The sequence below is a fragment of the Limnohabitans sp. T6-20 genome (assembly GCF_003063505.1).
In the GTDB taxonomy this organism is placed as follows: Bacteria; Pseudomonadota; Gammaproteobacteria; order Burkholderiales; family Burkholderiaceae_C; genus Limnohabitans_A.
The window spans coordinates 565,288-588,842 of sequence record NZ_NERW01000003.1; the positions used below are offsets into that span (position 1 = coordinate 565,288).

A 23,555-nucleotide genomic window follows, 5' to 3' on the forward strand; every position below is an offset into this window, starting at 1 on the left:
GAAGCTTCAGCGGCCGTTCAGCGGATAAGCCGGGTCGTTGTAACCGGGCGTCGATGGATGCCCCGGCGAGACCAGCCCATTGACCACCGCTTCGTCTTCGGCCGTGATGTCCACATCCAGTGCTGCCGCGTAGTCTTGCCACTGCGCCAATGTGCGCGGGCCTGCAATGACCGCGCTCACATGGCGGTTGGCCAGCACCCAGGCGGTGGCGAAGTGCGCCAGCGACACCCCTTTGCGTTCGCAATGCTGTCGCAAAGTCTGGGCGATTTGCAGAGACTCTTCGCGGAACTCGGTTTCCATGATGCGCTTGTCTGCCCTGGCGGCGCGGGTGCCTTCTGCTGGCGCTTGCCCAGGTGCGTATTTTCCCGTCAACACACCACGCGCAATGGGGCTGTAAGGCACCACGCCCAAACCATAGTGCCCACAGGCCTCCAGCACTTCCACCTCTGGCATGCGGTTGAGCAAGTTGTAATAAGGCTGGCACACCACGGGGCCGGGCATGTTCATTTGTTTGGCCATGTTGACGAGTTCAGCGATGCGCCAGCCACGGAAATTGGAGACGCCCCAATAACGAATTTTTCCATCGCGCAGCAAGGCCTCGATGGCACGCAAGGGCTCTTCCAAATTCATGCCGTTGTAATCGCGGTGCAGGTAATAAATGTCCAGGTGGTCGGTGCCCAAACGGCGCAGACTGCCCTCGCAAGCACGCATGACCCAGCTGCGCGAGTAACCCACTTCATTCGGCAAGGACGACATGGGGTTGCCCAACTTGCTGGCCAACACCCAGCGGTGCCGTTGTGTAGACAGCAACTGCCCCAGCAACTCTTCCGACTTGCCCAAACTGTACACATCGGCGGTATCGATGAAGTTGCAGCCCAAGCTCAACGCGTGGTCCAGAATGCTTCGGGCTTCGTCCAGCGGGGTTTGATCCGCAAACATCATCGAGCCCACACACAGGCGGGAAACTTGCAAGGGGCTCTTGCCCAGATTGACGTACTTCATGGCAAACCTTTGGATCAAAGTTATGGCTCTCAAAGACTAAACCATTTGCAAAGACCGAACTGTCGCGTGTGCGTGAAGATGAAAAAAGCCCCCGGGCTTTTCAGCGCGGGGGCTTCCAACTCAACGGTCAGGGCCGTATCAAGCCGTCACGCCTTTGGCGATGTCCACGTACTCTTCAATCTGGTTGAAGTTCAGGTACTTGTAGATGGCTTCGCCGTCTTTGTTCACCACGCCCATTGCTTCGTGGTATTCGGCCACGGTGGGGAACTTGCCCATCTTCGAGGTGATGGCCGCCAATTCGGCAGAGGCCAAGTACACGTTGGTGTTTTTACCCAAACGGTTCGGGAAGTTGCGGGTCGAGGTAGACACCACGGTAGCGCCTTCGCGCACTTGCGCTTGGTTGCCCATGCACAGCGAGCAGCCGGGCATTTCGGTGCGGGCACCGGCAGTGCCGAATGCGGCGTAATGGCCTTCCTTGATCAGCTCGCTCTCGTCCATTTTCGTTGGAGGTGCCACCCACAACTTGACAGGGATGTCACGCTGGCCGCCGAGCAACTTGGCCGCTGCGCGGAAGTGGCCGATGTTGGTCATGCACGAACCGATGAAAGCTTCGTCGATCTTGGTGCCAGCCACTTGCGACAGGAACTTCGCGTCATCGGGGTCGTTCGGGCAGCACACGATGGGCTCTTTGATGTCGGCCAGGTCGATTTCGATGACGTGTGCGTACTCGGCGTCTTTGTCGGCTTCTAGCAGGTTGGGCGCTGCCAACCATTGCTCCACCTTCTCGATGCGGCGAGCCAAAGTGCGTGCGTCGGCGTAACCGTCGGCGATCATGTTCTTCATCAGAACCACGTTGGACTTCAAGTACTCTTCGACAGGCTCTTTGTTGAGCTTGATCGTGCAACCGGCGGCTGAACGCTCGGCAGACGCGTCAGACAATTCAAACGCTTGCTCGACCTTGAGGTTGGGCAGGCCTTCGATTTCCAAAATGCGGCCCGAGAATTCGTTGATCTTGCCGGCCTTGGCCACAGTCAACAAACCTTTCTTGATCGCGTACAAGGGAATCGCGTGCACCAAGTCGCGCAGGGTCACGCCAGGCTGCATTTCGCCTTTGAAGCGCACCAGAATGGACTCAGGCATGTCCAAAGGCATCACGCCTGTGGCTGCACCGAAGGCCACCAAGCCAGAACCAGCGGGGAAGCTGATGCCGATGGGGAAACGGGTGTGCGAGTCGCCGCCGGTGCCGACGGTGTCAGGCAACAACAAACGGTTCAACCAAGAGTGGATCACGCCATCACCGGGGCGCAGGGCCACGCCGCCACGGTTGCTGATGAAGGCTGGCAGTTCGCGGTGCGTTTTCACGTCCACAGGCTTGGGGTAAGCGGCGGTGTGGCAGAACGATTGCATGACCATGTCGGCCGAGAAACCGAGGCAGGCCAAGTCTTTCAGCTCGTCGCGTGTCATGGGGCCTGTGGTGTCTTGTGAACCCACGGTGGTCATCTTGGGTTCGCAGTAAGTGCCGGGGCGCACGCCTTGGCCTTCTGGCAAACCAACCGCACGACCGACCATCTTCTGGGCCAATGTGAAACCAGCCTTCGTGGCGACAGGCGCTGTAGGCAAACGGAACACAGTCGACGCAGGCAGACCCAGGAATTCACGGGCCTTGGCGGTCAAGCTGCGACCGATGATCAGGTTGATACGGCCACCGGCGCGCACTTCGTCAAACAGCACATCGCTCTTGAGCTGGAATGTGGTGACGGTCTCACCGTTGCGAACGATCTTGCCGTCGTAGGGCAAGACGTCGATCACATCGCCCATCTCCAGCTTCGTCACGTCCACTTCGATTGGCAGGGAGCCAGAGTCTTCTTGCGTGTTGAAGAAGATGGGGGCAATCTTGCCGCCCAAAGTCACGCCACCAAAACGCTTGTTCGGCACGAACGGGATGTCCTGGCCGGTGGCCCAGATCACGCTGTTGGTGGCCGACTTGCGGCTGGAGCCGGTACCGACCACGTCACCGACGTAAGCCACCAGGTTGCCTTTTTTCTTCAGGTCTTCGATGAACTGCATCGGGCCGCGTTTGCCGTCTTCTTCGGGCTTGAACGCTGCGCCTTCGCGGGTGTTTTTCAACATCGCCAGGTAGTGCAATGGGATGTCTGGACGGCTCCATGCGTCAGGCGCTGGCGACAAGTCGTCGGTGTTGGTCTCGCCGGGCACCTTGAACACGGTGACGGTGATTTTTTTCTCGACCTCAGGGCGGGTGGTGAACCACTCGGCGTCGGCCCAGCTTTGCATGACTTCCTTGGCCTTGGCGTTACCGGCCTTGGCTTTTTCTGCGACGTCGTTGAAGAAGTCGAACATCAGCAAGGTTTTCTTCAAAGCTTCAGCGGCCACAGCAGCCACTTCAGCATCGTCGAGCAATTCGATAAGGGGGTGCACGTTGTAGCCGCCCACCATGGTGCCCAGCAGCTCGGTGGCTTTGGCTTTGGAGATCAGGCCGACCTTGACTTCACCGTGGGCCACGGCAGCCAGGAAAGAGGCTTTCACTTTGGCAGCATCGTCCACGCCTGGTGGCACGCGATGGGTCAACAACTCCATCAGGAAGGCATCTTCGCCTGCGGGTGGGGTCTTGATCAGCTCGATCAGCTCGGCCACTTGCTTGGCGTCCAGCGGCAGCGCGGGGATGCCAAGGGCAGCGCGTTCGGCTGCGTGTTCACGGTAGGCTTTCAACATGGTTTTTTTCTCCGGTCAGTCAAAGTTTCAAGATTTATCGCCCCATGCCTGTCGTGTCGATCAGGCTGGGCGGGGGATTGGTTTTCATGTTCTCGGCAAAGGCCACTTGTTCGGCATTGGCGCATTCATCGGCCAAGCGGCGACCTTTGTTTTGGTCCATCAACATCGATTTGTTGGCCAACTGCAGCCAGACAGTGCCCGCTTTGCGGTCTTCCAGACGAATGGCGCCTGTGGTCGTTGCCACGGGGTGCATGCGATAACGAAAGCCTTTGCCGTGCAAATAAAAATAGCCTGGCTGTGAAGCGTCGGCCTCCAAGCGGACCGTGGCACCCAACTCGCAAGGCAATTGGCCTTTGTGAACGCGATCGGCGATGGCCAACTCATCAGGGCCCATGGGGGTTTCTGGCTCGACCTTGGGAGCCATTTGGGTTTTGGCCGTGGCCGGTTTCGACTTGGCTTGTGCAGATTTGGCCGTGCTCGCCGGTGCTTGCGACCAAGCGGGCGAAGCCAAAAAGGCCAACAGCAGGACAGTGGTCATCTTTTGCATGTCAACGCCCTTCGAATGAATGGATCTCATCATGATGAAACAAGCCCGTTAGGGTGGCCGAGTTCTTTGAAAAACAGCTGAACTTCTGCCGGCAAACGGCGACCGGTCTGGTGCGCCCGTTCGATCAATTGCCAGAAAAACCGGTAACTGGCCCGGTCGTGCAATTGGCCGGCATGGCTGATCGGTGCCCATTGGGCCGCTTGGGCAGCGAGGATGATCTCGCTGGCCTGATCAATTTGCGCTTCGCTGGGGGCCATAGCCTCCAGGATAGGACGAATCTGGTCGGGGTGGATGCTCCACATGCGGGTGTAGCCCAGCTCGCGGGCCGCTTTTTGGGCCGCCTGGCGGATGGCATCGGGGTTCTTGAATTCGGTGACCACGCAGTGCGAGGGCACTTTGCCGTGGGCGTGGCAGGCGCTGGCAATCTCAAGCTTGGCGCGCAGCACCAGCGGGTGTGTGAACTGACCCTGGATGCCCATGCCATCTGCGGGTATCGCGCCGCCATGGGCCGACACGAAATCCATCAGGCCAAAGCTGATGGATTGCACACGCGGGTGGGCGGCGATGTCAAAGGCGCGGTGCACGGCGGCGGGCGACTCGATCAGCACATGCAGCGGCAAATCGGCGGCACCAGCGGCGATCAGGGCGGCCTGGGCGCGGTCCACATCGGCCACGGTCTCGACCTTGGGCACCATGATGTGGGTAAGGATGTGTCCGGCGCGGCCCGCGATGTGGGCCATGTCGGCATCAAAACTGGGGTGGTCCACGGGGTGGACACGAACGGCAATGCGGGGGGGAACCAGGGCGTTAGGGCTGGCGGCGGTCGTGGCGAGTGCCATTTCTGTGACCAGTGCAGCGTGTTCGGCTTCGCCACCGACGGGCGCGCCATCTTCGCAGTCCAGGGTGACATCAAAGACGCAAGTGCCAAACTCTTGCGCCATGTCGGCCTGCAATTGCAGGCTTTTGCGCATCCGCGCTTCCACTCCGCTGTAATGGTCACACACCGGCAGCTGAACGCTACCGGCTTGCGCTCCCAACAGAATTTCGCGCGGATGGCTCACTCTGGTTCTCTGTTGAGAATCAGATCAAGTGGGCGACGCCAGCTTGCTCGTCGGTCAACTCTTTCAGAGTCTTGTCGATGCAGCCTTGGCTGAACGCGTCGATGTCCAGACCTTCAACGACTTTGTATTCGCCATTTTCGCAAGTGACGGGGAAGCCGAACATGACGTCTTTAGGAATGCCGTACCAGCCTTGCGATGGGATGCCCATGGTGACCCACTTGCCGTTGGTGCCCAGGGCCCAGTCGCGCATGTGGTCGATGGCGGCGTTGGCAGCCGAAGCGGCCGAAGACAGGCCACGGGCTTCGATGATGGCCGCGCCACGCTTGCCCACGGTAGGCAAGAACACGTTGGCGTTCCACTCTTGGTCATTGATCATGGCCTTGACCGACTCGCCCTTGATGGTGGCGAAACGGTAGTCAGCGTACATGGTAGGCGAGTGGTTGCCCCAGACGCACAGTTTTTCGATGTCGGCCACGGCTTTGCCGGTCTTCGCAGCGATTTGCGACGCAGCGCGGTTGTGGTCCAGACGCAGCATGGCGGTGAAGTTGCCGGGCTTGAGATCAGGCGCGGCCTTCATGGCGATGTAGGCGTTGGTGTTGGCGGGGTTGCCCACGACCAGCACTTTGACGTCACGCGAAGCGACAGCGTTCAGGGCCTTGCCCTGTGCAGTGAAGATGGCACCATTGATGGCCAGCAATTCAGCGCGCTCCATGCCAGGGCCGCGTGGTCGCGAACCGACCAGCAAGGCGTAGTCGGCGTCTTTGAAGGCGGTCATCGGGTCGCCGTGGGCTTCCATGCCGACCAGCAATGGGAATGCGCAGTCTTCGAGTTCCATCATCACGCCGCGCAGGGCTTTTTGTGGGCCTTCGACAGGCACTTCCAACAATTGCAGGATGACGGGCTGGTCTTTGCCCAGCATTTCGCCGGAGGCGATGCGGAACAACAATGCGTAACCGATTTGACCTGCTGCGCCGGTAACGGCAACGCGGACGGGCTTTTTGCTCATGGTGGATAACTCCAGAAGTGTTGAAAACAAGGGTCGCAGTCCCTGGCCGACAACTTTTGTCAGCGGGTCTGTCCGGCGCACCGGACCCGCGCATCAATCCCTACCGATGTGGAGATGACCGCAAGCAAACAGCTTCGAAGTGTACCCGCGAAAACCCTGATTCGTCAATTTGTCTTATGTCTTATATAAGATATGATGGCGCACCTGACGTGCAACTGACCCACACGCCGGATTCAAACCCATGAACAACATTTCCCCATTGGCCGACAGCAGCTTTCCTGCCGCAGACACCGCAGCGACCACGCCTGCGTTCAGCCCGCTGTACCAGCAAATCAAGGGATTGATCCTGCAAAACCTGCAGTCTGGCGAATGGAAACCCGGTGAGTCAATTCCCAGTGAAATGGAACTGGCCGCCCGCTACCGGGTCAGCCAGGGCACCGTCCGAAAAGCCATCGACGAGCTGGCAGGCGACAACCTGTTGGTGCGCCGCCAAGGCAAAGGCACATTTGTCGCCACGCATGCTGAACACCATGTGCAGTACAGATTCCTGAAATTGGCCCCGGACAACGGCAACCTCGACACCGAAGGCCCGGCGCAGCGCGAAATTGTCGATTGCAAGCGCCTACGCGCCACGGCCGACATCGCACGCGCCCTGGCCTTGAGGACAGGCGATGCCGTTTTGCAAGTCCGACGCGTGCTGTCTTTTGCAGGCACCCCCACCATTTTGGAAGACTTATGGCTTCCCGGCGGCCCCTTCAAAGGCCTCACCGCCGAACGCCTGGCCGACTACCACGGGCCCATGTATGCACTTTTCGAGACCGAATTTGGCGTGCGCATGGTCCGTGCCGACGAAAAAATCAGGGCGGTGCTGCCCGACGAGACCCAAAGCCAATTGCTGAAAGTTTCCGCTGGCACCCCATTGCTCAGCGTGGAACGCATTGCATACACCTACAACGACACCCCCATGGAGCTGCGCCGCGGCTTCTACCGCACCGAAAGTCACCACTACCACAATGCCTTGAGTTGACCTGCGCGGGGTGATTGAAAAATCCCCCCGCGTCAGTCATGTGCAATGCTCATGTCAGTTTGTTGCGTTGCAATAGAATCCACCGGTTTGTCATCCAAATTACGAACGCGTTACACCCAGAAAGTACCCACATGACTGAACTAGCTCGAAAGCGGCCTGAATTCCGCAACATCAACGCCCTGAAAGACCTCCCGTCTTACCGCCTTCCAGCGGCCGGCATTGTGTCCATCCTTCACCGCATCAGCGGTTTCCTGATGTTCGCGCTCCTGCCACTCATCATTTGGATGTTTGACAGTTCCATCACTTCCGAAATTTCTTTCGCGAAACTCTCGGCCGCTTTCAATGTGGGCCTCGGCTTTGTGCCAGGCTGGTTCATGAAGCTGGTCGCGCTGGCCCTGATTTGGGCTTATTTGCACCACTTCATCGCCGGTTTGCGCCACCTCTACATGGACGTCTGCCACGCCGTGACCAAAGAATTCGGCAAATCATCGGCCATCGTGACCTTGACCCTCAGCATCGGCCTGACCGCCGTGTTGGGTGCCAAGATGTTTGGTCTGTATTGATCAGCCCCCATCAGAAAAAAGGAAACTGACCTATGTCGACCGTGAACTACGGCTCCAAACGCATCGTGACCGGTGCTGGCTACGGCTTTCGTGACTGGCTTGCCCAGCGCGTGACCGGTACCCTGATGGCCCTCTTTACCGTGATCTTGCTGGCACAGGTGATCTTCACCTCCGGCCCGATCGGTTACGAAGAATGGGCTGGCATCTTTGCTTCCCAATGGATGAAGGTCCTGACCTTCTCCGTCATCCTTTCCCTGCTGTACCACGTCTGGGTGGGCATGCGTGACATCTGGATGGACTATGTGAAACCGCTGGCCGTGCGCCTGGTTTTGCACGTCTTCACCCTGGTCTGGCTGGTCGGCTGTGCTGGCTGGGCTATTCAGGCCCTGTGGCGCCTGTGATTGCGTTGACCTCACACAAAGATAAAACACCATGAGCTATACCAAAGATCAAATCACCACCCGCAAGTTTGACGTCGTGATCGTCGGCGCCGGTGGTTCGGGCATGCGTGCCTCGCTGCAACTGGCCCGCGCGGGCTTGAACGTGGCCGTGCTGTCGAAAGTGTTCCCTACCCGCTCGCACACCGTGGCGGCACAGGGCGGCATTGGCGCTTCGCTGGGCAACATGTCCGACGACAACTGGCACTACCACTTCTACGACACCATCAAGGGCTCCGACTGGCTCGGCGACCAAGATGCGATCGAATTCATGTGCCGCGAAGCGCCCAAGGTCGTGTACGACCTGGAGCACATGGGCATGCCTTTTGACCGCAACCCTGACGGCACCATTTACCAGCGGCCATTTGGCGGCCACACTGCCAACTACGGCGAAAAGCCGGTGCAACGCGCTTGCGCGGCTGCCGACCGCACCGGTCACGCCATGCTGCACACACTGTACCAGCAAAACGTGGCCGCCAAAACCAGCTTCTTCGTGGAGTGGATGGCCCTCGACCTGATCCGTGACGCCGAAGGCGACGTGGTGGGTGTGACCGCTCTGGAGATGGAAACCGGCGACCTGCACGTCCTGCACGCCAAGACCGTGTTGATGGCCACCGGTGGCGCAGGCCGCATTTATGCCGCCTCCACCAACGCCTTCATCAACACCGGTGACGGCCTGGGCATGGCTGCCCGCGCAGGCATTCCTTTGGAAGACATGGAGTTCTGGCAATTCCACCCCACTGGCGTGGCCGGTGCTGGCGTGTTGTTGACCGAAGGCTGCCGTGGCGAAGGCGCGATTTTGCTCAACAGCAACGGTGAACGCTTCATGGAGCGCTATGCGCCCACCCTGAAAGACTTGGCACCGCGTGACTTTGTGTCCCGCTGCATGGACCAGGAAATCAAGGAAGGCCGTGGCTGCGGTCCCAACAAAGACCACGTGATGCTCAAGCTCGACCACCTGGGTGCCGACACGATCCACAAACGTCTGCCTTCTGTGTACGAAATTGGCGTCAACTTCGCCAACGTCGACATCACCAAAGAGCCGATCCCTGTTGTGCCAACCATTCACTACCAAATGGGCGGTATCCCGACCAACATCAACGGTCAGGTCGTGGTTCAGAACCCCACCGACCACAACGCGGTGGTGAACGGCTTGTACGCCGTAGGCGAATGCTCTTGTGTGTCGGTGCATGGCGCCAACCGCCTGGGCACCAACTCGCTGCTCGACTTGCTGGTGTTCGGCCGCGCTGCGGGCAACCACATCGTCGACTTCGCCTCCAAGACCAAGTCACACAAGCCATTGCCAGCCGATGCCACCGACCGCACGCTGGAACGCCTGAACAAGCTCGAAGGCCGTGGCGGCGAATACGCCCAGGACGTGGCCAACGACATGCGCGCCGCCATGCAACAACACGCTGGCGTGTTCCGCACACAAGCCAGCATGGACGAAGGCGTGCAAAAGATCGCAGCCATCCGTGACCGCGTCAATGCCATCGGCCTGAAGGACACATCCAAAGTGTTCAACACCGCCCGCATCGAAGCGCTGGAAGTGGAAAACCTGATCGAAGCCGCGCAAGCCACCATGGTGTCTGCCGCGGCCCGCCGCGAGTGCCGTGGTGCCCACACCGTGAGCGACTACGAGCGTCCAGTGGATGACGCCGTCGCTCCGTTGGGTCGCGACGATGCCAACTGGATGAAACACACCCTGTGGCACAGCGAGTCCAACAGCCTGACTTACAAGCCTGTCAAGCTCAAGCCCCTGACCGTGGACTCCGTGCCACCCAAGGTTCGCACGTTCTAACGATTGTCTGGACCGCTCGCTGAAAAGCCGGCGGTCCACCACCAGAATCCAACAGGAGTTCTTCCATGACCCTACGCACTTTTCAGATCTACCGCTACGACCCCGACAAGGACGCCAAGCCTTACATGCAAACCATCCAGGTCGAACTGGACGGCAACGAACGCATGCTGCTGGACGCCCTGATGAAACTCAAGGCCGTGGACCCCACCATCTCCTTCCGCCGCTCTTGCCGCGAAGGCGTGTGCGGTTCGGACGCGATGAACATCAACGGCAAAAACGGTCTGGCTTGCCTGACCAACATGAACACCTTGCCCGGCACCATCGTGCTCAAGCCTCTGCCAGGCCTGCCCGTGATCCGCGACGTGATCGTGGACATGACCCAGTTCTTCAAGCAGTACCACTCGATCAAGCCTTACTTGATCAACAACAACATCCCGCCCGAAACCGAGCGCCTGCAAAGCCCGGAAGAGCGTGAAGAGTTGAACGGCTTGTACGAATGCATCTTGTGCGCCAGCTGCTCGACCAGCTGCCCCAGCTTCTGGTGGAACCCCGACAAGTTCGTGGGCCCCGCCGGTCTGCTGCAAGCCTACCGTTTCATCGCCGACAGCCGCGACGAAGCCACTGCCGAGCGCCTGGACAACCTGGAAGACCCTTACCGTTTGTTCCGTTGCCACACCATCATGAACTGCGTCGATGTTTGCCCCAAGGGTCTGAACCCCACCAAGGCCATCGGCAAGATCAAAGAGATGATGGTTCGCCGCGCTGTCTGATGACTGTCACACCGATCCTGGAAGACGCGTCACTGGTCGGCGCAGACCGCCTCGCCCCATTGAGCGAGCGGTCGCTGAGCAAACTCCGTTGGCGCAGCCGACGGGGCCTGCTCGAAAACGACTTGTTCATCGAGCGCTTCTTCAATCGGCATGATTCTCGCTTGACCGTAGGACAGGCCCGGGGCATGTATGTGCTCATGGATCTGTCCGACAACGATCTCATGGACTTGCTGTTGCGCCGCAAGGAGCTGCAGCCCGAGATCAGCACCGAAGAGGTGCGTGAAGTCCTGGACATGTTGAGAGCGTGACCCAAACTGGATCACACCTGGAATTTTTGAGGAAACCCACCATGAAACTCGCTGATAATAAAGCCACCCTGTCGTTCTCCAATGGCAGCCCCAGCATCGAGATGCCCGTGTACTCCGGCAACATCGGTCCTGACGTGATCGACATCCGCAAGCTGTACGCACAAAGCGGCATGTTCACCTACGACCCCGGTTTCCTGTCCACCGCCTCGTGCCAATCGGCCATCACCTACATCGATGGCGACAAAGGCGAGCTGCTGTACCGTGGCTACCCCATCGAACAACTGGCCAACAAGGCCGACTATCTGGACACCTGCTACCTGCTGCTCAAGGGCGAACTGCCCGTAGGCCAGGAAAGCAAAGACTTCCACAACCTGGTGAACCAGCACACCATGGTCAACGAGCAGATGCAGTTTTTCCTGCGTGGCTTCCGCCGTGATGCACACCCCATGGCTGTGTTGACCGGTCTGGTGGGTGCCCTGTCGGCCTTCTACCACGACAGCACCGACATCAATAACCCGGAGCACCGCCAGATTGCTGCGATCCGCCTGATCGCCAAAATGCCAACCCTGGTGGCCATGGCTTACAAATACGGTGTGGGTCAGCCTTTCATGTACCCCCGCAACGACCTGTCGTACGCTGGCAACTTCCTGCGCATGATGTTTGGCACCCCTTGCGAAGAGTACAAGGTCAACCCCGTGCTCGAGCGCGCCATGGACCGCATCTTCACACTGCACGCTGACCACGAGCAAAACGCATCGACCTCCACAGTGCGCCTGTGCGGTTCGTCCGGCACCAACCCGTTCGCGGCTATCGCTGCGGGCGTGGCTTGCCTGTGGGGCCCTGCCCACGGCGGCGCCAACGAGGCTTGCCTGAACATGCTGGAAGACATCCAACGCATGGGCGGCATCTCCAAGGTCGGCGAGTTCATGGAAAAGGTCAAAGACAAGAACTCCGGCGTCAAACTGATGGGCTTCGGTCACCGCGTTTACAAAAACTACGATCCACGCGCCAAGTTGATGCAAGAAACTTGCGACGAAGTGCTGAAAGAACTGGGCCTGGAAAATGACCCATTGTTCAAGTTGGCCAAGGCCTTGGAAAAGATTGCCTTGGAAGACGATTACTTCGTCAGCCGCAAGCTCTACCCCAACGTGGACTTCTACTCCGGCATCGTGCAACGCGCCATCGGCATTCCAGTGAACCTGTTCACCGGCATCTTCGCCCTGGCCCGCACCGTCGGCTGGATCGCCCAACTGAACGAAATGATCAGCGACCCCGAGTACAAAATCGGCCGTCCACGTCAACTGTTCACCGGCTCACCACGCCGCGACGTGCAGCGTTGATCGGTTAACACCCGAGCACGAAAGCCCGCCTTGTGCGGGCTTTTTTCTTGGTCCTGCGGGAGCGAGCCCCTGCTCGCGAATGCCTGCTCTGCGCCAATGCCCCCATTCGGCCGCAGGGGCAGCCTCCCACAGACATCACGCGAATGCAGGTATGCCCCTTGTGGGAGCGAGCCCCTGCTCGCGAATGCCTGCTCTGCGCCACCGTCCCCATTCGGCCGCAGGGGCAGCCTCCCACAAACAACCCCATGCCGTCCTGCCAATGTACCTGTGAGATCAATCCACATTCAGACTCTGGACAGCCATCTCTCCGCATAAAATGGCAGGCTGCACAGCAAGGAAGCTCCATGGCACGCACGCTTTACGACAAGATCTGGGACGAACACGTCGTCCACACCGAAGAAGACGGCACCTCCGTCTTGTACATCGACCGACACCTGGTGCACGAAGTCACCAGCCCGCAAGCCTTTGAGGGCCTGCGCCAAGCGGGCCGCAAAGTCTGGCGTGTCAGCTCCATTGTGGCCACCGCTGACCACAACACCCCCACCACCGGCTGGGAGCTGGGCTACGACGGCATCACCGACCCGATCAGCAAAGAACAAATCACCACGCTCGACGCCAACATGAAGGAATCCGGCTCGGCCGCATTCTTCCCTTTCCTGTCCAAGCGCCAGGGCATCGTGCACGTGATTGGCCCTGAAAACGGCGCCACCCTGCCCGGCATGACCGTGGTCTGCGGCGACTCGCACACCTCCACACATGGCGCGTTTGGCGCACTGGCCCACGGCATCGGCACCTCCGAAGTCGAGCACGTCATGGCCACACAAACCCTCTTGGCCAAAAAAGCCAAGAACATGCTCATCAAGGTCGAAGGCACGCTGGCCAAAGGCCTCACGGGCAAAGACATTGTGTTGGCCATCATCGGCAAGATCGGTACCGCTGGCGGCACCGGCTACACCATCGAATTTGCAGGCTCGGCCATCCGCAGCCTCTCCATGGAAGGCCGCATGACGGTCTGCAACATGGCCATCGAAGGCGGCGCGCGCGCAGGCTTGGTGGCGGTGGACGACAAGACCATCGAGTACGTCAAAGGCCGCTTGCTCTCGCCCACGGGCGTGGAGTGGGACCACGCTGTTGCTTATTGGAAAACTTTGCAGTCCGACCCCGGTGCGCACTTTGACGCCGTGGTTGAGCTGGACGCCAGCACCATCGTGCCGCAAGTTACCTGGGGCACCTCACCAGAAATGGTGCTGGGCATCGACGGTCACACGCCCGACCCGGACAAAGAAAAAGATGACGTCAAGCGCGACGCCATTGAACGCGCACTGACTTACATGGGCCTGCAGCCCGGCAAGGCGCTGTCCGACATCACCATCGACAAAGTGTTCATCGGCTCGTGCACCAACAGCCGCATCGAAGACATGCGCGAAGCCGCTGCCGTCGTCAAAAAGCTCGGCCAAAAAGTCGCCAAGAACGTCAAGCTGGCCATGGTTGTCCCGGGCTCTGGCTTGGTCAAAGAGCAAGCCGAACAAGAAGGCCTGCACGAGATTTTCAAGGCCGCTGGCTTTGAGTGGCGTGAACCCGGCTGCTCCATGTGTCTGGCCATGAACGCCGACCGCCTGGAACCCGGTGAACGCTGCGCATCGACGTCCAACCGCAACTTCGAAGGTCGTCAGGGCGCGGGTGGCCGCACCCACTTGGTCAGCCCAGCGATGGCCGCAGCTGCTGCCGTGCATGGCCACTTTGTCGACATCCGCAAATTCGCCTAAAGCGTTCGAGGAATCACACCATGCAGAAATTCACCCTCCTCAAAGGCCTGGTGGCCCCGATGGACCGCGCCAACGTGGACACCGACGCCATCATCCCCAAACAGTTTTTGAAGTCCATCCGCAAAACCGGCTTTGGCCCCAATCTGTTCGACGAATGGCGTTACCTGGACGTGGGCTTCCCCGGCCAAGACCCGGCCAGCCGCAAGCCCAACCCAGACTTCGTGCTGAACCAACCGCGCTACCAAGGTGCCAGCGTCTTGCTGGCCCGCAAGAACTTCGGTTGTGGCTCCTCGCGTGAACACGCCCCTTGGGCCATTGATCAATACGGTTTTCGCTGCGTGATCGCGCCCAGTTTTGCCGACATCTTCTTCAACAACTGCTTCAAAAACGGCCTGTTGCCCATCGTGCTGCCCGAAGCCGTGGTCGCTCAGCTGTTCGATGAAGTCGCCGCCTTTCCTGGCTACGAGCTCACCGTCGACCTGGAACGCCAGGTGATCGTCAAGCCCCAAGGCGAAGAAATCCCGTTTGAGGTGCAAGCCTTCCGCAAGTACTGCCTGCTCAACGGTCTGGACGACATCGGTCTGACCTTGCGCCACGCCGACAAGATCAAGGCCTTTGAAGCCGAGCGACTGACCACCAAGCCCTGGTTGGCACACACCGCCGTCAACGCCAACTGATTCCAGCACCCTTTGTGGGAGGCTGCCCCTGCAGCCGAATGCACGCACATATTTCGGCCGCAGGGGCGGCCTCCCACATTCAGACCCGACAAAAATGAAAATCGCAGTCCTCCCCGGTGATGGCATCGGCACCGAAATCGTCGCCGAAGCCGTCAAAGTCTTGAACGTTCTCGACTTGAAGTTCGAGATGGAAACCGCTCTGGTCGGCGGCGCGGCTTACGACGCGTTTGGCCACCCCCTGCCCGAAGCCACGCTCAAGCTGGCCATGCAGTCAGACGCCGTGCTGTTTGGCGCGGTGGGTGACTGGAAATACGACAAGCTCGACCGCCCCCTGCGCCCCGAGCAAGCCATTTTGGGCCTGCGCAAGCACATGGGCCTGTTCGCCAACTTCCGTCCCGCCATCTGCTACGAGCAGCTGGTGGGCGCGTCCAGCCTCAAGCCCGAGCTGATTTCGGGTCTGGACATTTTGATCATCCGCGAGCTCACGGGCGACATTTACTTCGGCCAGCCACGCGGTCGCCGCATCGCGACCGACGGCCACTTCCCCGGCGCCGAAGAAGCCTTTGACACCATGCGCTACTCCAAGCCCGAGATCGAGCGCATCGCCCATGTGGCCTTCCAGGCCGCACGCAAACGCAAGGCTGCAGGCAAAGAAGGCCGTGTGACCAGCGTGGACAAAGCCAACGTGCTGGAAACCTTCCAGTTCTGGAAAGACGTGGTCACCGAAGTCGGCAAAGAGTACCCCGATATCGCGCTGGACCACATGTACGTGGACAACGCCGCCATGCAACTGGTCAAGGAGCCCAAGCGTTTTGACGTGGTGGTCACCGGCAATATGTTCGGCGACATCCTGTCCGACGAAGCCTCCATGCTCACGGGCTCGATCGGCATGCTGCCCTCGGCCAGCCTGAACACCCAAAACCAGGGCCTGTACGAGCCCAGCCACGGCAGCGCCCCCGACATCGCGGGCAAAGGCATCGCCAACCCGCTGGCCACCATCCTGAGCGCGGCCATGATGCTGCGCTTCAGCCTGAACCAGGACGCCGCCGCCCAGCGCATCGAAGCCGCAGTGCAAAAGGTGCTGGCTCAAGGTCTGCGCACCGGCGACATCTGGAGCGAAGGCACCACCAAAGTCAGCACCCGCGAAATGGGTGATGCGGTGGTCAAAGCCCTCGGCTGAGCTTGAAAAAGTCCAACCGGCTGGAAACAGCCGGTCATTAATGCATTAGCATTCATGACTTTCAAATGATGGAACTTCATGCATGGATAAACGTCAGTTCAGCGAACGCGATATCTGCACAAAGTTCATCACGCCTGCTATTCAACAAGCTGGTTGGCAGCAGCATCAATTCCGCGAAGAAGTCAGCCTCACTGCAGGCCGAGTCATGGTGCGCGGTAAATTGGCTTCGCGCATCAAAAATCCGGATGCCAAGGGAGGCCCCAAACGCGCCGATTTTGTTCTGTACGGAAGGCCCAATGTACCCATTGCCATCGTCGAGGCAAAGCAGGCCAAGTTTTCTGTTGGACACGGCATGCAGCAGGCTCTGGCTTATGCAGAAATGCTGGATGCACCTTTTGCGATCAGCAGCAATGGCGAAGGTTTCCTGATCCACGATCGCACGGGCATCACTCAACCCGCTGAACGCGAGCTCCAACTCAGCGAGTTCCCTACCCTGAATGAACTTTGGCCGCTGTACCAACAGTGGAAAGGTTTGACCAGTCCCGCATCCGTCAAACTCATCGAACAGCCTTTTTATACCGACGGCAGCGGTCGAGCGCCCCACTATTACCAGTCTGTAGCCATCAACCGTGCCATCGAAGCCATTGCACTGGGCCAACAGCGAGTGTTGTTGGTCATGGCCACAGGTACTGGCAAAACCTACACCGCCTTTCAGATCATCTGGCGCTTGTGGAAAGCCAAAGCCAAAAAGCGAATCCTGTTCTTGGCCGACCGCAATATTCTTGTTGACCAAACCATGCAACAAGACTTCGCCCCCTTTGGTGAAGTCATGCACAAGGTCACCAACCGCGAGATTAAGAAAAACTACGAAATCTACCTTGCCCTTTATCAGGCGGTGACTGGCAAGGAAGAGTGGAAACAGATTTACAAACAATTTCCTTCAGACTTTTTCGATTTGATCGTTGTCGATGAGTGCCACAGAGGCAGCGCTGCTGAAGATTCAGCTTGGCGTGAGGTGCTTGAATACTTCAGCAGTGCCACCCATCTGGGCCTGACCGCCACACCCAAAGAAACCAAAGAGGTCAGCAACACCCACTACTTTGGCGATCCTGTTTACACCTATTCCCTCAAGCAAGGCATTGAAGACGGTTTTCTGGCCCCCTACAAGGTCATCCGCATCGCAACCGATGTCGACGCGGTCGGTTACACGCCAGAAAAGGGCAAGGTCGACAAACACGGGCAAGAGGTAGCTCAACGCCAATACAACACCAAGGATTTTGACCGCACGCTTGTACTGGAAAAGCGCACCAAGCTGGTGGCCAACAAGGTTTGGGAGTACCTTAAAGCTACCGACCCGATGGCCAAAACCATTGTGTTCTGTGATGACCAGGACCACGCCGAACGGATGCGGCAAGAACTTGTGAAACTTATCCCAGCCGCCGCCAGCAACCGCCGCTACGTGATGCGCATCACGGGCGACGACACCGAAGGCAAAGCCCAGCTTTCTTACTTCATAGACAACGACGAGCCTTACCCCGTCATTGCGACCACCTCCAAGCTCCTGACCACCGGGGTTGATGCCAAGACCTGCAAACTCATTGTCTTGGATCAGAACATCAACTCGATGACCGAGTTCAAACAGATCATTGGACGTGGTACTCGCCTGCGGGAGGATTACCAGAAGCTCTACTTCACCATCATGGATTTCAAAGGTGCTACGCGCTTGTTCGCTGACCCAGATTTCGATGGCGAGCCGGTGGTGATTTACGAACCCAAACCCGATGAACCCGTTGTACCGCCCGAAATTGAGCCACCAGAAGGAACCCATCCGCCCGGTGTGGCCGAACCCGATCCTCCGCCGTATGGCCCCGGCCAAGAGGGTGAGACTTCAGGCGAAGGTGGTGGAGGCAGTGGTGAAAGCCGAATCAAGTACGTGCTTGATGATGTGGATGTGCGCGTGGCCGTTGAGCGATCGCAATACCTCGACGCAGATGGCAAGCTCATCACAGAAGACTACCGGGTTTTACTGAAAGACGACATCAAAAAGGCGTTGCAAACCGAGTTCGGATCCATGACCGATTTCCTGCGTCGATGGAACAGCACGGAGCGAAAGCAAGCCGTTTTGGAAGAACTGGCCGAACAAGGGGTACCGTTGGCAACACTTCAACAGGCCGTGGCGAACGGCAGCGAGTTGGATGTATTTGACCTGGTTGCCCATGTTGCCTTTGACCAAAAACCACTCACCCGCCGTGAGCGTGCCAACAACGTCAAAAAACGCGATGTGTTTGGCAAATATGGCGATCAGGCTCGCGCTGTACTCGAAGCTTTGCTCGACAAATTTGCCGACCACGGTGTGCAGGACATTGAAGACGCCAAAGTATTGGAATTGCCTCCCTTTGACCAATTCGGCAGCAAAACCCAAATACGGCGCGGTATTTTTGGCGGCGTTGATCAATACACTCAAGCTGTTCACGAGCTCGAACAAGCGCTTTACGACACCAACGATCAGAAGCAGGCCTGAGCATATTGCGCAGGCCAAACAATAAGAACAGAACCCCATGAATCTCAGCAGCACCATCAAGTCCATTCAGGACATCATGCGCAAGGACGACGGTGTTGACGGCGACGCACAGCGCCTCGGTCAGCTCACCTGGATGCTTTTCCTCAAAGTGTTTGACCAGCGCGAAGAAGAATGGGAAGACGACAACGCCAAATACAAATCGCCCTTGCCCGAGCGCTACCGCTGGCGCAACTGGGCCGCACATGTGGCTGGCGCAGATGGGAAGAAAGCCCCGCAAAAGACCCCGACCGAAATCGTTGGCTTCATCAACAACGAACTGTTTCCCGCACTGAAAGAGCAGATTGATGCGAGCAAAAGCCCGCAGCACAAGGTCATCAAACAAGTCTTTGAAGACGCCAACAACTACATGAAGTCTGGCCCCCAGGTGCTGGCCGTGATTGAAAAGCTAGAAGAGACCATCAACTTCCACGACTTCAAAACCCGCGCCAGTTTGGGTGATGTGTACGAACAAATGCTCAACGACCTGCGTGGCGCAGGCAATGCAGGTGAGTTTTACACCCCGCGTGCCATCACCGCGTTCATGGCCGATCGCGTCAATCCGCGCTTGGATAAGCGCGAAACCGTCATGGACCCAGCCTGCGGCACGGGCGGCTTTTTAACCGCTGCCATCGACCATTTCCGCAACCAGCTCAGCACCAAATCCAGCGCCGAAGACAAACGCGCTATTGAAGAACTGATCTTCGGCATTGAAAAAAAGCAGCTGCCTCACCTGCTGTGCACCACCAACATGCTGCTGCACGGCATTGACGTGCCCAGTCAGATCGAGCACCGCAACACGCTAGGCATCGGTTGGAACGAGTGGAGTGCCAACAACAAGATGGACTGCGTCATCACCAACCCACCCTTTGGCGGCTATGAAGACGACGGCGTAGGAAGCGACTACCCTGCAGACCTGCGCACCCGCGAAACCGCCGACATGTTCATGGCGCTCATCATCAAAAAGCTCCTCAAAGAAAATGGCCGCGCCTCTGTGGTGCTGCCCGATGGCTTTCTCTTTGGCGATGGCATCAAGGGCTCCCTGAAAAAGCTGATGTTGCGCGACTGCAAACTGCACACCATCATCCGTCTGCCCAAAGGTGTGTTTGCGCCTTACACCTCCATCAAAACCAACCTGTTGTTCTTTACCAAGGGCACCACGGTGGACGATGGCACCGAACGATTCCATACCGACACCATTTGGTTTTACGAGCACCCTTACCCAACTGGCTACAAAAGCTATTCCAAAACCAAGCCGATCCGGTTAGAGGAATTCAAGCCCGAACAAGAGTGGTGGGGCAATGAGGCCAACGACTTTGCCGACCGCGTGGAAAACGAATTCGCCTGGAAGGTCGACTTCAAAACCAAACGCGAACAGGCCGAAGCCGCCGCGCAACCCCATTGGCAACGCGCCGAAGACCTGAACAACAAGGCTGCAGCTCTGGAGGGCCAAGCCACCGACCTGCGCAAGAGCTTGGTGGGCACCACCGACACCGCCCATCGCGAAAAGATTGACGCCGAAATCACCGAGCTGCGAGCCGCGGCAGAACCACTGCGCCTGCAGGCGCGCGACGCGCAGGCTGCGGGGGACCGACTCTATTGGCCGATCTACAACCTCGACATCAAAAACCCCAACGCGGCCGAGGAAGAAATCCACGACCCCGACGTGCTGCTCGACAAGTTCAAACAGCTGCTAGGCGAAATTGAAGAAACCGAGAACCAACTCAAAGGCGAGCTGGCTGCCGCCTTGGCCCACCACTTCAGCAGTCCTGAGGTCAACGATGCCTGACATCGTTCCCCTGCCCCCAGGTTACGCCGACTGGCTGACCAGTCTCAAAAGCCGCATCCACCAAGCCCAACAACGCGCCGCACTGGCGGTTAACCGCGAGCTGGTGCTGCTGTATTGGCAAATTGGCCAAGACATCCTGACACGTCAGGCCCAACAGGGCTGGGGGGCCAAAGTCATCGATCGGTTGGCGCAAGACCTGCGTGCCGCATTTCCAGACATGAAGGGGTTTTCACCCCGCAACCTCAAATACATGCGGGCCTTTGCCCAAGCCTGGCCAGATGCCGACTTTGTGCAAGGGGTGCTTGCACAATTGCCTTGGTACCACCATCTGGCACTGCTGGACAAACTGCCCAGCCCCGAAGCGCGCCGTTGGTACGCAGCCAAGGCCATTGAACACAACTGGTCGCGCAATGTGCTGGTCATGCAGATCGAAACCCAGCTGCAAGAACGCAGCGGCACGGCGGTGACGAACTTTGAGGCCCAACTGCCCAAGCTCGATTCCGACCTGGCACGAGAATCCCTGAAAGACCCCTACCGATTTGACTTTTTGGGTCTGAGCGCAGAAGCCCAAGAGCGCGAAATTGAACACGCCCTGGTCAAACACCTCACCGAGTTCTTGCTGGAGCTGGGCGCGGGCTTTGCCTTTGTTGGTCGGCAGGTGCTGCTCAATGTGGGAGGCGACGAGTTTTTTATTGACCTGTTGTTCTACCACCTCAAGTTGCGCTGCTATGTGGTCATTGAACTCAAGGGCGGCAAGTTCAAACCCGAACACCTGGGGCAACTGAGCTTTTACCTGACCGCCGTGGACACACAAATTAAAACCGAGCACGACAAACCCACCATTGGCTTGCTGCTGTGCAAAAGCAAAAATAAAGTGGTGGCCGAATACGCCCTGCGCGACAGTGCCCAACCCATGGGTGTGGCGGAGTACCAATTGATTGAATCTTTGCCGACCGAGCTGCAAACCAGCCTGCCCAGCATCGAACAAATCGAGCAGGCACTGGCCGGGGATGAAACTACTGAAGAGGACCCAGCCTGATGGACGCACAAAATTTTTTGGCGGAGTTTGGGCACCTTGCAAATGCGCCGGGCGGGGTGGGCAAGTTGCGGGAATTGGTGCTGCAACTCGCAGTATCTGGCGACCTGACAATTGCTGAAACACCTATTGACGCAGCACCGTTGCTAGAGACTATTGAAAAGCAGAAGAGAGATCACCCAGAAAGAAAAAAAGTAATACCTAAGCAGCCTTACTCATCAAGAGAGCTTATCAAAGCACCAAACCACTGGATTATCTGCCGTTTGGGTGACTTGGCTTTGACGATCATTGGGGGTGGAACTCCATCAAAGAATAACCCAGCTTACTGGGGAGGTGATATCCCTTGGGCCAGTGTTAAGGACATGAAGGAGCTGAAATATCTAGATGACACAGAGGACCATATTACGTTAGAGGGGCTTAATTCAAGTTCATCAAATCTTATTCCGCCTGGTCGAGTGATCGTTTGTACTCGAATGGGCCTTGGCAAGGTTGCAATTAACCGTATTGCGATTGCTATCAACCAAGACCTTAAGGCGCTAGAACTACCAAAGGAAGTGAATGCTGATTTTTTCTTGATCCTCTATCGAACTCGTGAGTTGAAGGGCACCGGAACAACAGTCTCTGGAATAAAACAGGATCAATTGTTGGCATTGCCCGCAGCTTTGCCTCCACTTGAAGAACAAGCCCGAATCGTCGCCAAAGTCGATGAACTGATGGCCTTGTGCGACAAGCTGGAAGCGCAGCAGCAAACCCGCAGAAAAATACAAAACAACCTGCGGCAATCCACCCTGCAAGCCGTCGCCACCAGCCAAAGTCCGCACGAACTGCAAACCAACTGGACACGACTGGCAGGTAATTTTGGCCAATTGAATGATGCGCCGGAAGACGTGGATGAAATGCTGGGAGCGTTGAAAACTTTGGCGGTACGCGGCTTGCTAGTAAAAGCTTCATCTACGCCTCCGAACCTTGATTCCATCAAGGCCGATTGCATCAAGCTGCGCGAGAAATACATTTCCGATGGGTTGATGCGTCGTCAAAAGCAGGTCGACATGGCTGATGCCGCCGAAATCTACCCTGATCATTGGGCGGTCGCAGCATTCGACGAATTGGCTGTTGTCATTGGCGGAGTCACTAAAGGTCGAAACCTTCGTGGAAGGCAGATGATCGTCTGCCCATACTTGGCGGTTGCCAACGTTCAACGTGGCTACTTCAAATTAGAAAACTTAAAGACCATTGAAATTGCTTCTGACGAACTGGCGAAGTACCAAGTCAGTGAAGGCGATCTACTGATCACGGAAGGCGGTGATTGGGACAAAGTAGGTCGTACGGCTATCTGGCGTGGTGGTGCAATGAACTGCTTGCATCAAAACCACGTGTTCAAAGCACGCGTCCCCAGTGCGCATCTTCTCAATGACTGGGTTGAATTGGTTTTTAACTCCGACATTGGACGCAACTACTTTGCTGGAGCCTCCAAGCAGACGACCAATCTCGCGTCTATCAACATGACCCAGTTGCGCAGCTTTCCAATACCGATTCCGCCTATTGACGAGCAACGTCGAATCCTCTCGATGCTTGCCAGGCTGGGGAACCGATGCGGAGAGTGGCGGAGTCAACTCAAAAAGAAGCATTCACTTGCACGGGTTTTAGCCGATGCTGTGGTGTCAGGTTTTACCGGTATAGCCATTGAAAAAGAAGAGGAACCCATGAAAGCCCCTCAAACTGAGTTGATCGCCATGCTGCACTTGGATAACCCCCCCGGCATCAAGGATCAAGCGCCGCTGGCCACCATCTTGGCTCGACACAACGGCGTAATGAGAGCCAAGGATTTGTGGCAGCGCTTTGGTAGCGAGATTGATGTCTTCTATGCGCAACTCAAAATCGAGGTGGCGCAAGGTTGGATACAAAAACCTGCGCCAGCCGTGATGCGTGAAAAACCAACTGACATGGTGAACGCTTGA

General features: G+C 57.8%; 19 protein-coding genes. 14 read left to right on the forward strand and 5 right to left on the reverse strand.

All coding sequences use genetic code 11. From position 1 onward, the window contains the following. Positions 1–6: 6 nt before the first annotated feature. From B9Z33_RS13405 to B9Z33_RS13425, 5 genes are all read right to left on the reverse strand, one after another. On the reverse strand, positions 7–1,002 hold the full coding sequence (locus B9Z33_RS13405) for an aldo/keto reductase (RefSeq protein WP_108287517.1): 996 nt from the start codon (positions 1,000–1,002) through the stop codon (positions 7–9). 138 nt (positions 1,003–1,140) lie between these two features. Then, positions 1,141–3,732 carry a bifunctional aconitate hydratase 2/2-methylisocitrate dehydratase gene (gene acnB, locus B9Z33_RS13410; protein WP_108287518.1) on the reverse strand — a complete coding sequence of 864 codons (2,592 nt, stop codon included), beginning with the start codon at positions 3,730–3,732 and terminating at the stop codon, positions 1,141–1,143. A 34-nt stretch (positions 3,733–3,766) separates the two neighbouring features. After that, positions 3,767–4,279, reverse strand: coding sequence for a hypothetical protein (locus tag B9Z33_RS13415; protein WP_233252835.1), 513 nt, complete (start codon positions 4,277–4,279; stop codon positions 3,767–3,769). Between the two features lie 29 nt (positions 4,280–4,308). Further along, positions 4,309–5,250, reverse strand: a complete 942-nt coding sequence (locus B9Z33_RS13420) for a CoA ester lyase (protein WP_233252867.1) — start codon at positions 5,248–5,250, stop codon at positions 4,309–4,311. A 109-nt stretch (positions 5,251–5,359) separates the two neighbouring features. Further along, complete coding sequence (locus B9Z33_RS13425; RefSeq protein ID WP_108287520.1) at positions 5,360–6,346, reverse strand: malate dehydrogenase; 987 nt, start codon at positions 6,344–6,346, stop codon at positions 5,360–5,362. A 241-nt stretch (positions 6,347–6,587) separates the two neighbouring features. Here B9Z33_RS13425 and B9Z33_RS13430 point away from each other — a divergent pair, with 241 nt between their 5' ends. The 14 genes from B9Z33_RS13430 (at position 6,588) to B9Z33_RS13495 (ending at position 23,555) form a co-directional block, all read left to right on the forward strand. Further along, complete coding sequence (locus B9Z33_RS13430) at positions 6,588–7,373, forward strand: GntR family transcriptional regulator (protein WP_108287521.1); 786 nt, start codon at positions 6,588–6,590, stop codon at positions 7,371–7,373. Positions 7,374–7,504: 131 nt separating this feature from the next. Next, positions 7,505–7,936, forward strand: a complete 432-nt coding sequence (gene sdhC, locus B9Z33_RS13435) for a succinate dehydrogenase, cytochrome b556 subunit (protein WP_108287522.1) — start codon at positions 7,505–7,507, stop codon at positions 7,934–7,936. Positions 7,937–7,968: 32 nt separating this feature from the next. Then, complete coding sequence (sdhD, locus tag B9Z33_RS13440) at positions 7,969–8,337, forward strand: succinate dehydrogenase, hydrophobic membrane anchor protein (RefSeq protein ID WP_108287523.1); 369 nt, start codon at positions 7,969–7,971, stop codon at positions 8,335–8,337. Between the two features lie 31 nt (positions 8,338–8,368). Further along, the gene (sdhA, locus tag B9Z33_RS13445) at positions 8,369–10,174 is read left to right on the forward strand and encodes a succinate dehydrogenase flavoprotein subunit (protein ID WP_108287524.1); all 1,806 of its coding nucleotides are present in this window, start codon (positions 8,369–8,371) and stop codon (positions 10,172–10,174) included. Positions 10,175–10,239: 65 nt separating this feature from the next. After that, the gene (locus B9Z33_RS13450) at positions 10,240–10,944 is read left to right on the forward strand and encodes a succinate dehydrogenase iron-sulfur subunit (protein ID WP_108287525.1); all 705 of its coding nucleotides are present in this window, start codon (positions 10,240–10,242) and stop codon (positions 10,942–10,944) included. Further along, complete coding sequence (locus tag B9Z33_RS13455) at positions 10,944–11,252, forward strand: succinate dehydrogenase assembly factor 2 (protein WP_090045366.1); 309 nt, start codon at positions 10,944–10,946, stop codon at positions 11,250–11,252. Before B9Z33_RS13450 ends, B9Z33_RS13455 begins: the two co-directional genes overlap by 1 nt. Positions 11,253–11,293: 41 nt before the next feature. Next, on the forward strand, positions 11,294–12,592 hold the full coding sequence (gltA, locus tag B9Z33_RS13460) for a citrate synthase (RefSeq protein ID WP_108287526.1): 1,299 nt from the start codon (positions 11,294–11,296) through the stop codon (positions 12,590–12,592). Between the two features lie 344 nt (positions 12,593–12,936). After that, positions 12,937–14,358 carry a 3-isopropylmalate dehydratase large subunit gene (gene leuC / locus B9Z33_RS13465; RefSeq protein WP_108287527.1) on the forward strand — a complete coding sequence of 474 codons (1,422 nt, stop codon included), beginning with the start codon at positions 12,937–12,939 and terminating at the stop codon, positions 14,356–14,358. Between the two features lie 20 nt (positions 14,359–14,378). Beyond that, positions 14,379–15,035 (forward strand): 3-isopropylmalate dehydratase small subunit, encoded by a 657-nt coding sequence (leuD, locus tag B9Z33_RS13470; protein WP_108287528.1) that lies wholly within the window; start codon positions 14,379–14,381, stop codon positions 15,033–15,035. 94 nt (positions 15,036–15,129) lie between these two features. After that, on the forward strand, positions 15,130–16,215 hold the full coding sequence (gene leuB, locus B9Z33_RS13475; protein ID WP_108287529.1) for a 3-isopropylmalate dehydrogenase: 1,086 nt from the start codon (positions 15,130–15,132) through the stop codon (positions 16,213–16,215). 82 nt (positions 16,216–16,297) lie between these two features. Then, a complete protein-coding gene (hsdR, locus tag B9Z33_RS13480) occupies positions 16,298–18,736 on the forward strand; it encodes an EcoAI/FtnUII family type I restriction enzme subunit R (protein ID WP_108287530.1) in 2,439 nt (812 codons plus the stop codon). Between the two features lie 37 nt (positions 18,737–18,773). After that, complete coding sequence (locus B9Z33_RS13485; protein ID WP_108287531.1) at positions 18,774–20,561, forward strand: type I restriction-modification system subunit M; 1,788 nt, start codon at positions 18,774–18,776, stop codon at positions 20,559–20,561. Then, positions 20,554–21,600: a YhcG family protein gene (locus tag B9Z33_RS13490; RefSeq protein ID WP_108287532.1), complete on the forward strand. Its 1,047-nt coding sequence runs from the start codon at positions 20,554–20,556 to the stop codon at positions 21,598–21,600. The genes B9Z33_RS13485 and B9Z33_RS13490 overlap by 8 nt, the downstream gene beginning before the upstream one ends. Continuing rightward, on the forward strand, positions 21,600–23,555 hold the full coding sequence (locus B9Z33_RS13495) for a restriction endonuclease subunit S (RefSeq protein WP_108287533.1): 1,956 nt from the start codon (positions 21,600–21,602) through the stop codon (positions 23,553–23,555). The genes B9Z33_RS13490 and B9Z33_RS13495 overlap by 1 nt, the downstream gene beginning before the upstream one ends.

Coding starts and splice junctions, on each gene's coding strand:
- B9Z33_RS13405 (WP_108287517.1), bottom strand. CDS start 1,002: ATGAAGTACGTCAATCTGGGCAAGAGCCCCTTGCAAGTTTCCCGCCTG.
- acnB (WP_108287518.1), bottom strand. CDS start 3,732: ATGTTGAAAGCCTACCGTGAACACGCAGCCGAACGCGCTGCCCTTGGC.
- B9Z33_RS13415 (WP_233252835.1), bottom strand. CDS start 4,279: ATGCAAAAGATGACCACTGTCCTGCTGTTGGCCTTTTTGGCTTCGCCC.
- B9Z33_RS13420 (WP_233252867.1), bottom strand. CDS start 5,250: ATGCGCAAAAGCCTGCAATTGCAGGCCGACATGGCGCAAGAGTTTGGC.
- B9Z33_RS13425 (WP_108287520.1), bottom strand. CDS start 6,346: ATGAGCAAAAAGCCCGTCCGCGTTGCCGTTACCGGCGCAGCAGGTCAA.
- B9Z33_RS13430 (WP_108287521.1), top strand. CDS start 6,588: ATGAACAACATTTCCCCATTGGCCGACAGCAGCTTTCCTGCCGCAGAC.
- sdhC (WP_108287522.1), top strand. CDS start 7,505: ATGACTGAACTAGCTCGAAAGCGGCCTGAATTCCGCAACATCAACGCC.
- sdhD (WP_108287523.1), top strand. CDS start 7,969: ATGTCGACCGTGAACTACGGCTCCAAACGCATCGTGACCGGTGCTGGC.
- sdhA (WP_108287524.1), top strand. CDS start 8,369: ATGAGCTATACCAAAGATCAAATCACCACCCGCAAGTTTGACGTCGTG.
- B9Z33_RS13450 (WP_108287525.1), top strand. CDS start 10,240: ATGACCCTACGCACTTTTCAGATCTACCGCTACGACCCCGACAAGGAC.
- B9Z33_RS13455 (WP_090045366.1), top strand. CDS start 10,944: ATGACTGTCACACCGATCCTGGAAGACGCGTCACTGGTCGGCGCAGAC.
- gltA (WP_108287526.1), top strand. CDS start 11,294: ATGAAACTCGCTGATAATAAAGCCACCCTGTCGTTCTCCAATGGCAGC.
- leuC (WP_108287527.1), top strand. CDS start 12,937: ATGGCACGCACGCTTTACGACAAGATCTGGGACGAACACGTCGTCCAC.
- leuD (WP_108287528.1), top strand. CDS start 14,379: ATGCAGAAATTCACCCTCCTCAAAGGCCTGGTGGCCCCGATGGACCGC.
- leuB (WP_108287529.1), top strand. CDS start 15,130: ATGAAAATCGCAGTCCTCCCCGGTGATGGCATCGGCACCGAAATCGTC.
- hsdR (WP_108287530.1), top strand. CDS start 16,298: ATGGATAAACGTCAGTTCAGCGAACGCGATATCTGCACAAAGTTCATC.
- B9Z33_RS13485 (WP_108287531.1), top strand. CDS start 18,774: ATGAATCTCAGCAGCACCATCAAGTCCATTCAGGACATCATGCGCAAG.
- B9Z33_RS13490 (WP_108287532.1), top strand. CDS start 20,554: ATGCCTGACATCGTTCCCCTGCCCCCAGGTTACGCCGACTGGCTGACC.
- B9Z33_RS13495 (WP_108287533.1), top strand. CDS start 21,600: ATGGACGCACAAAATTTTTTGGCGGAGTTTGGGCACCTTGCAAATGCG.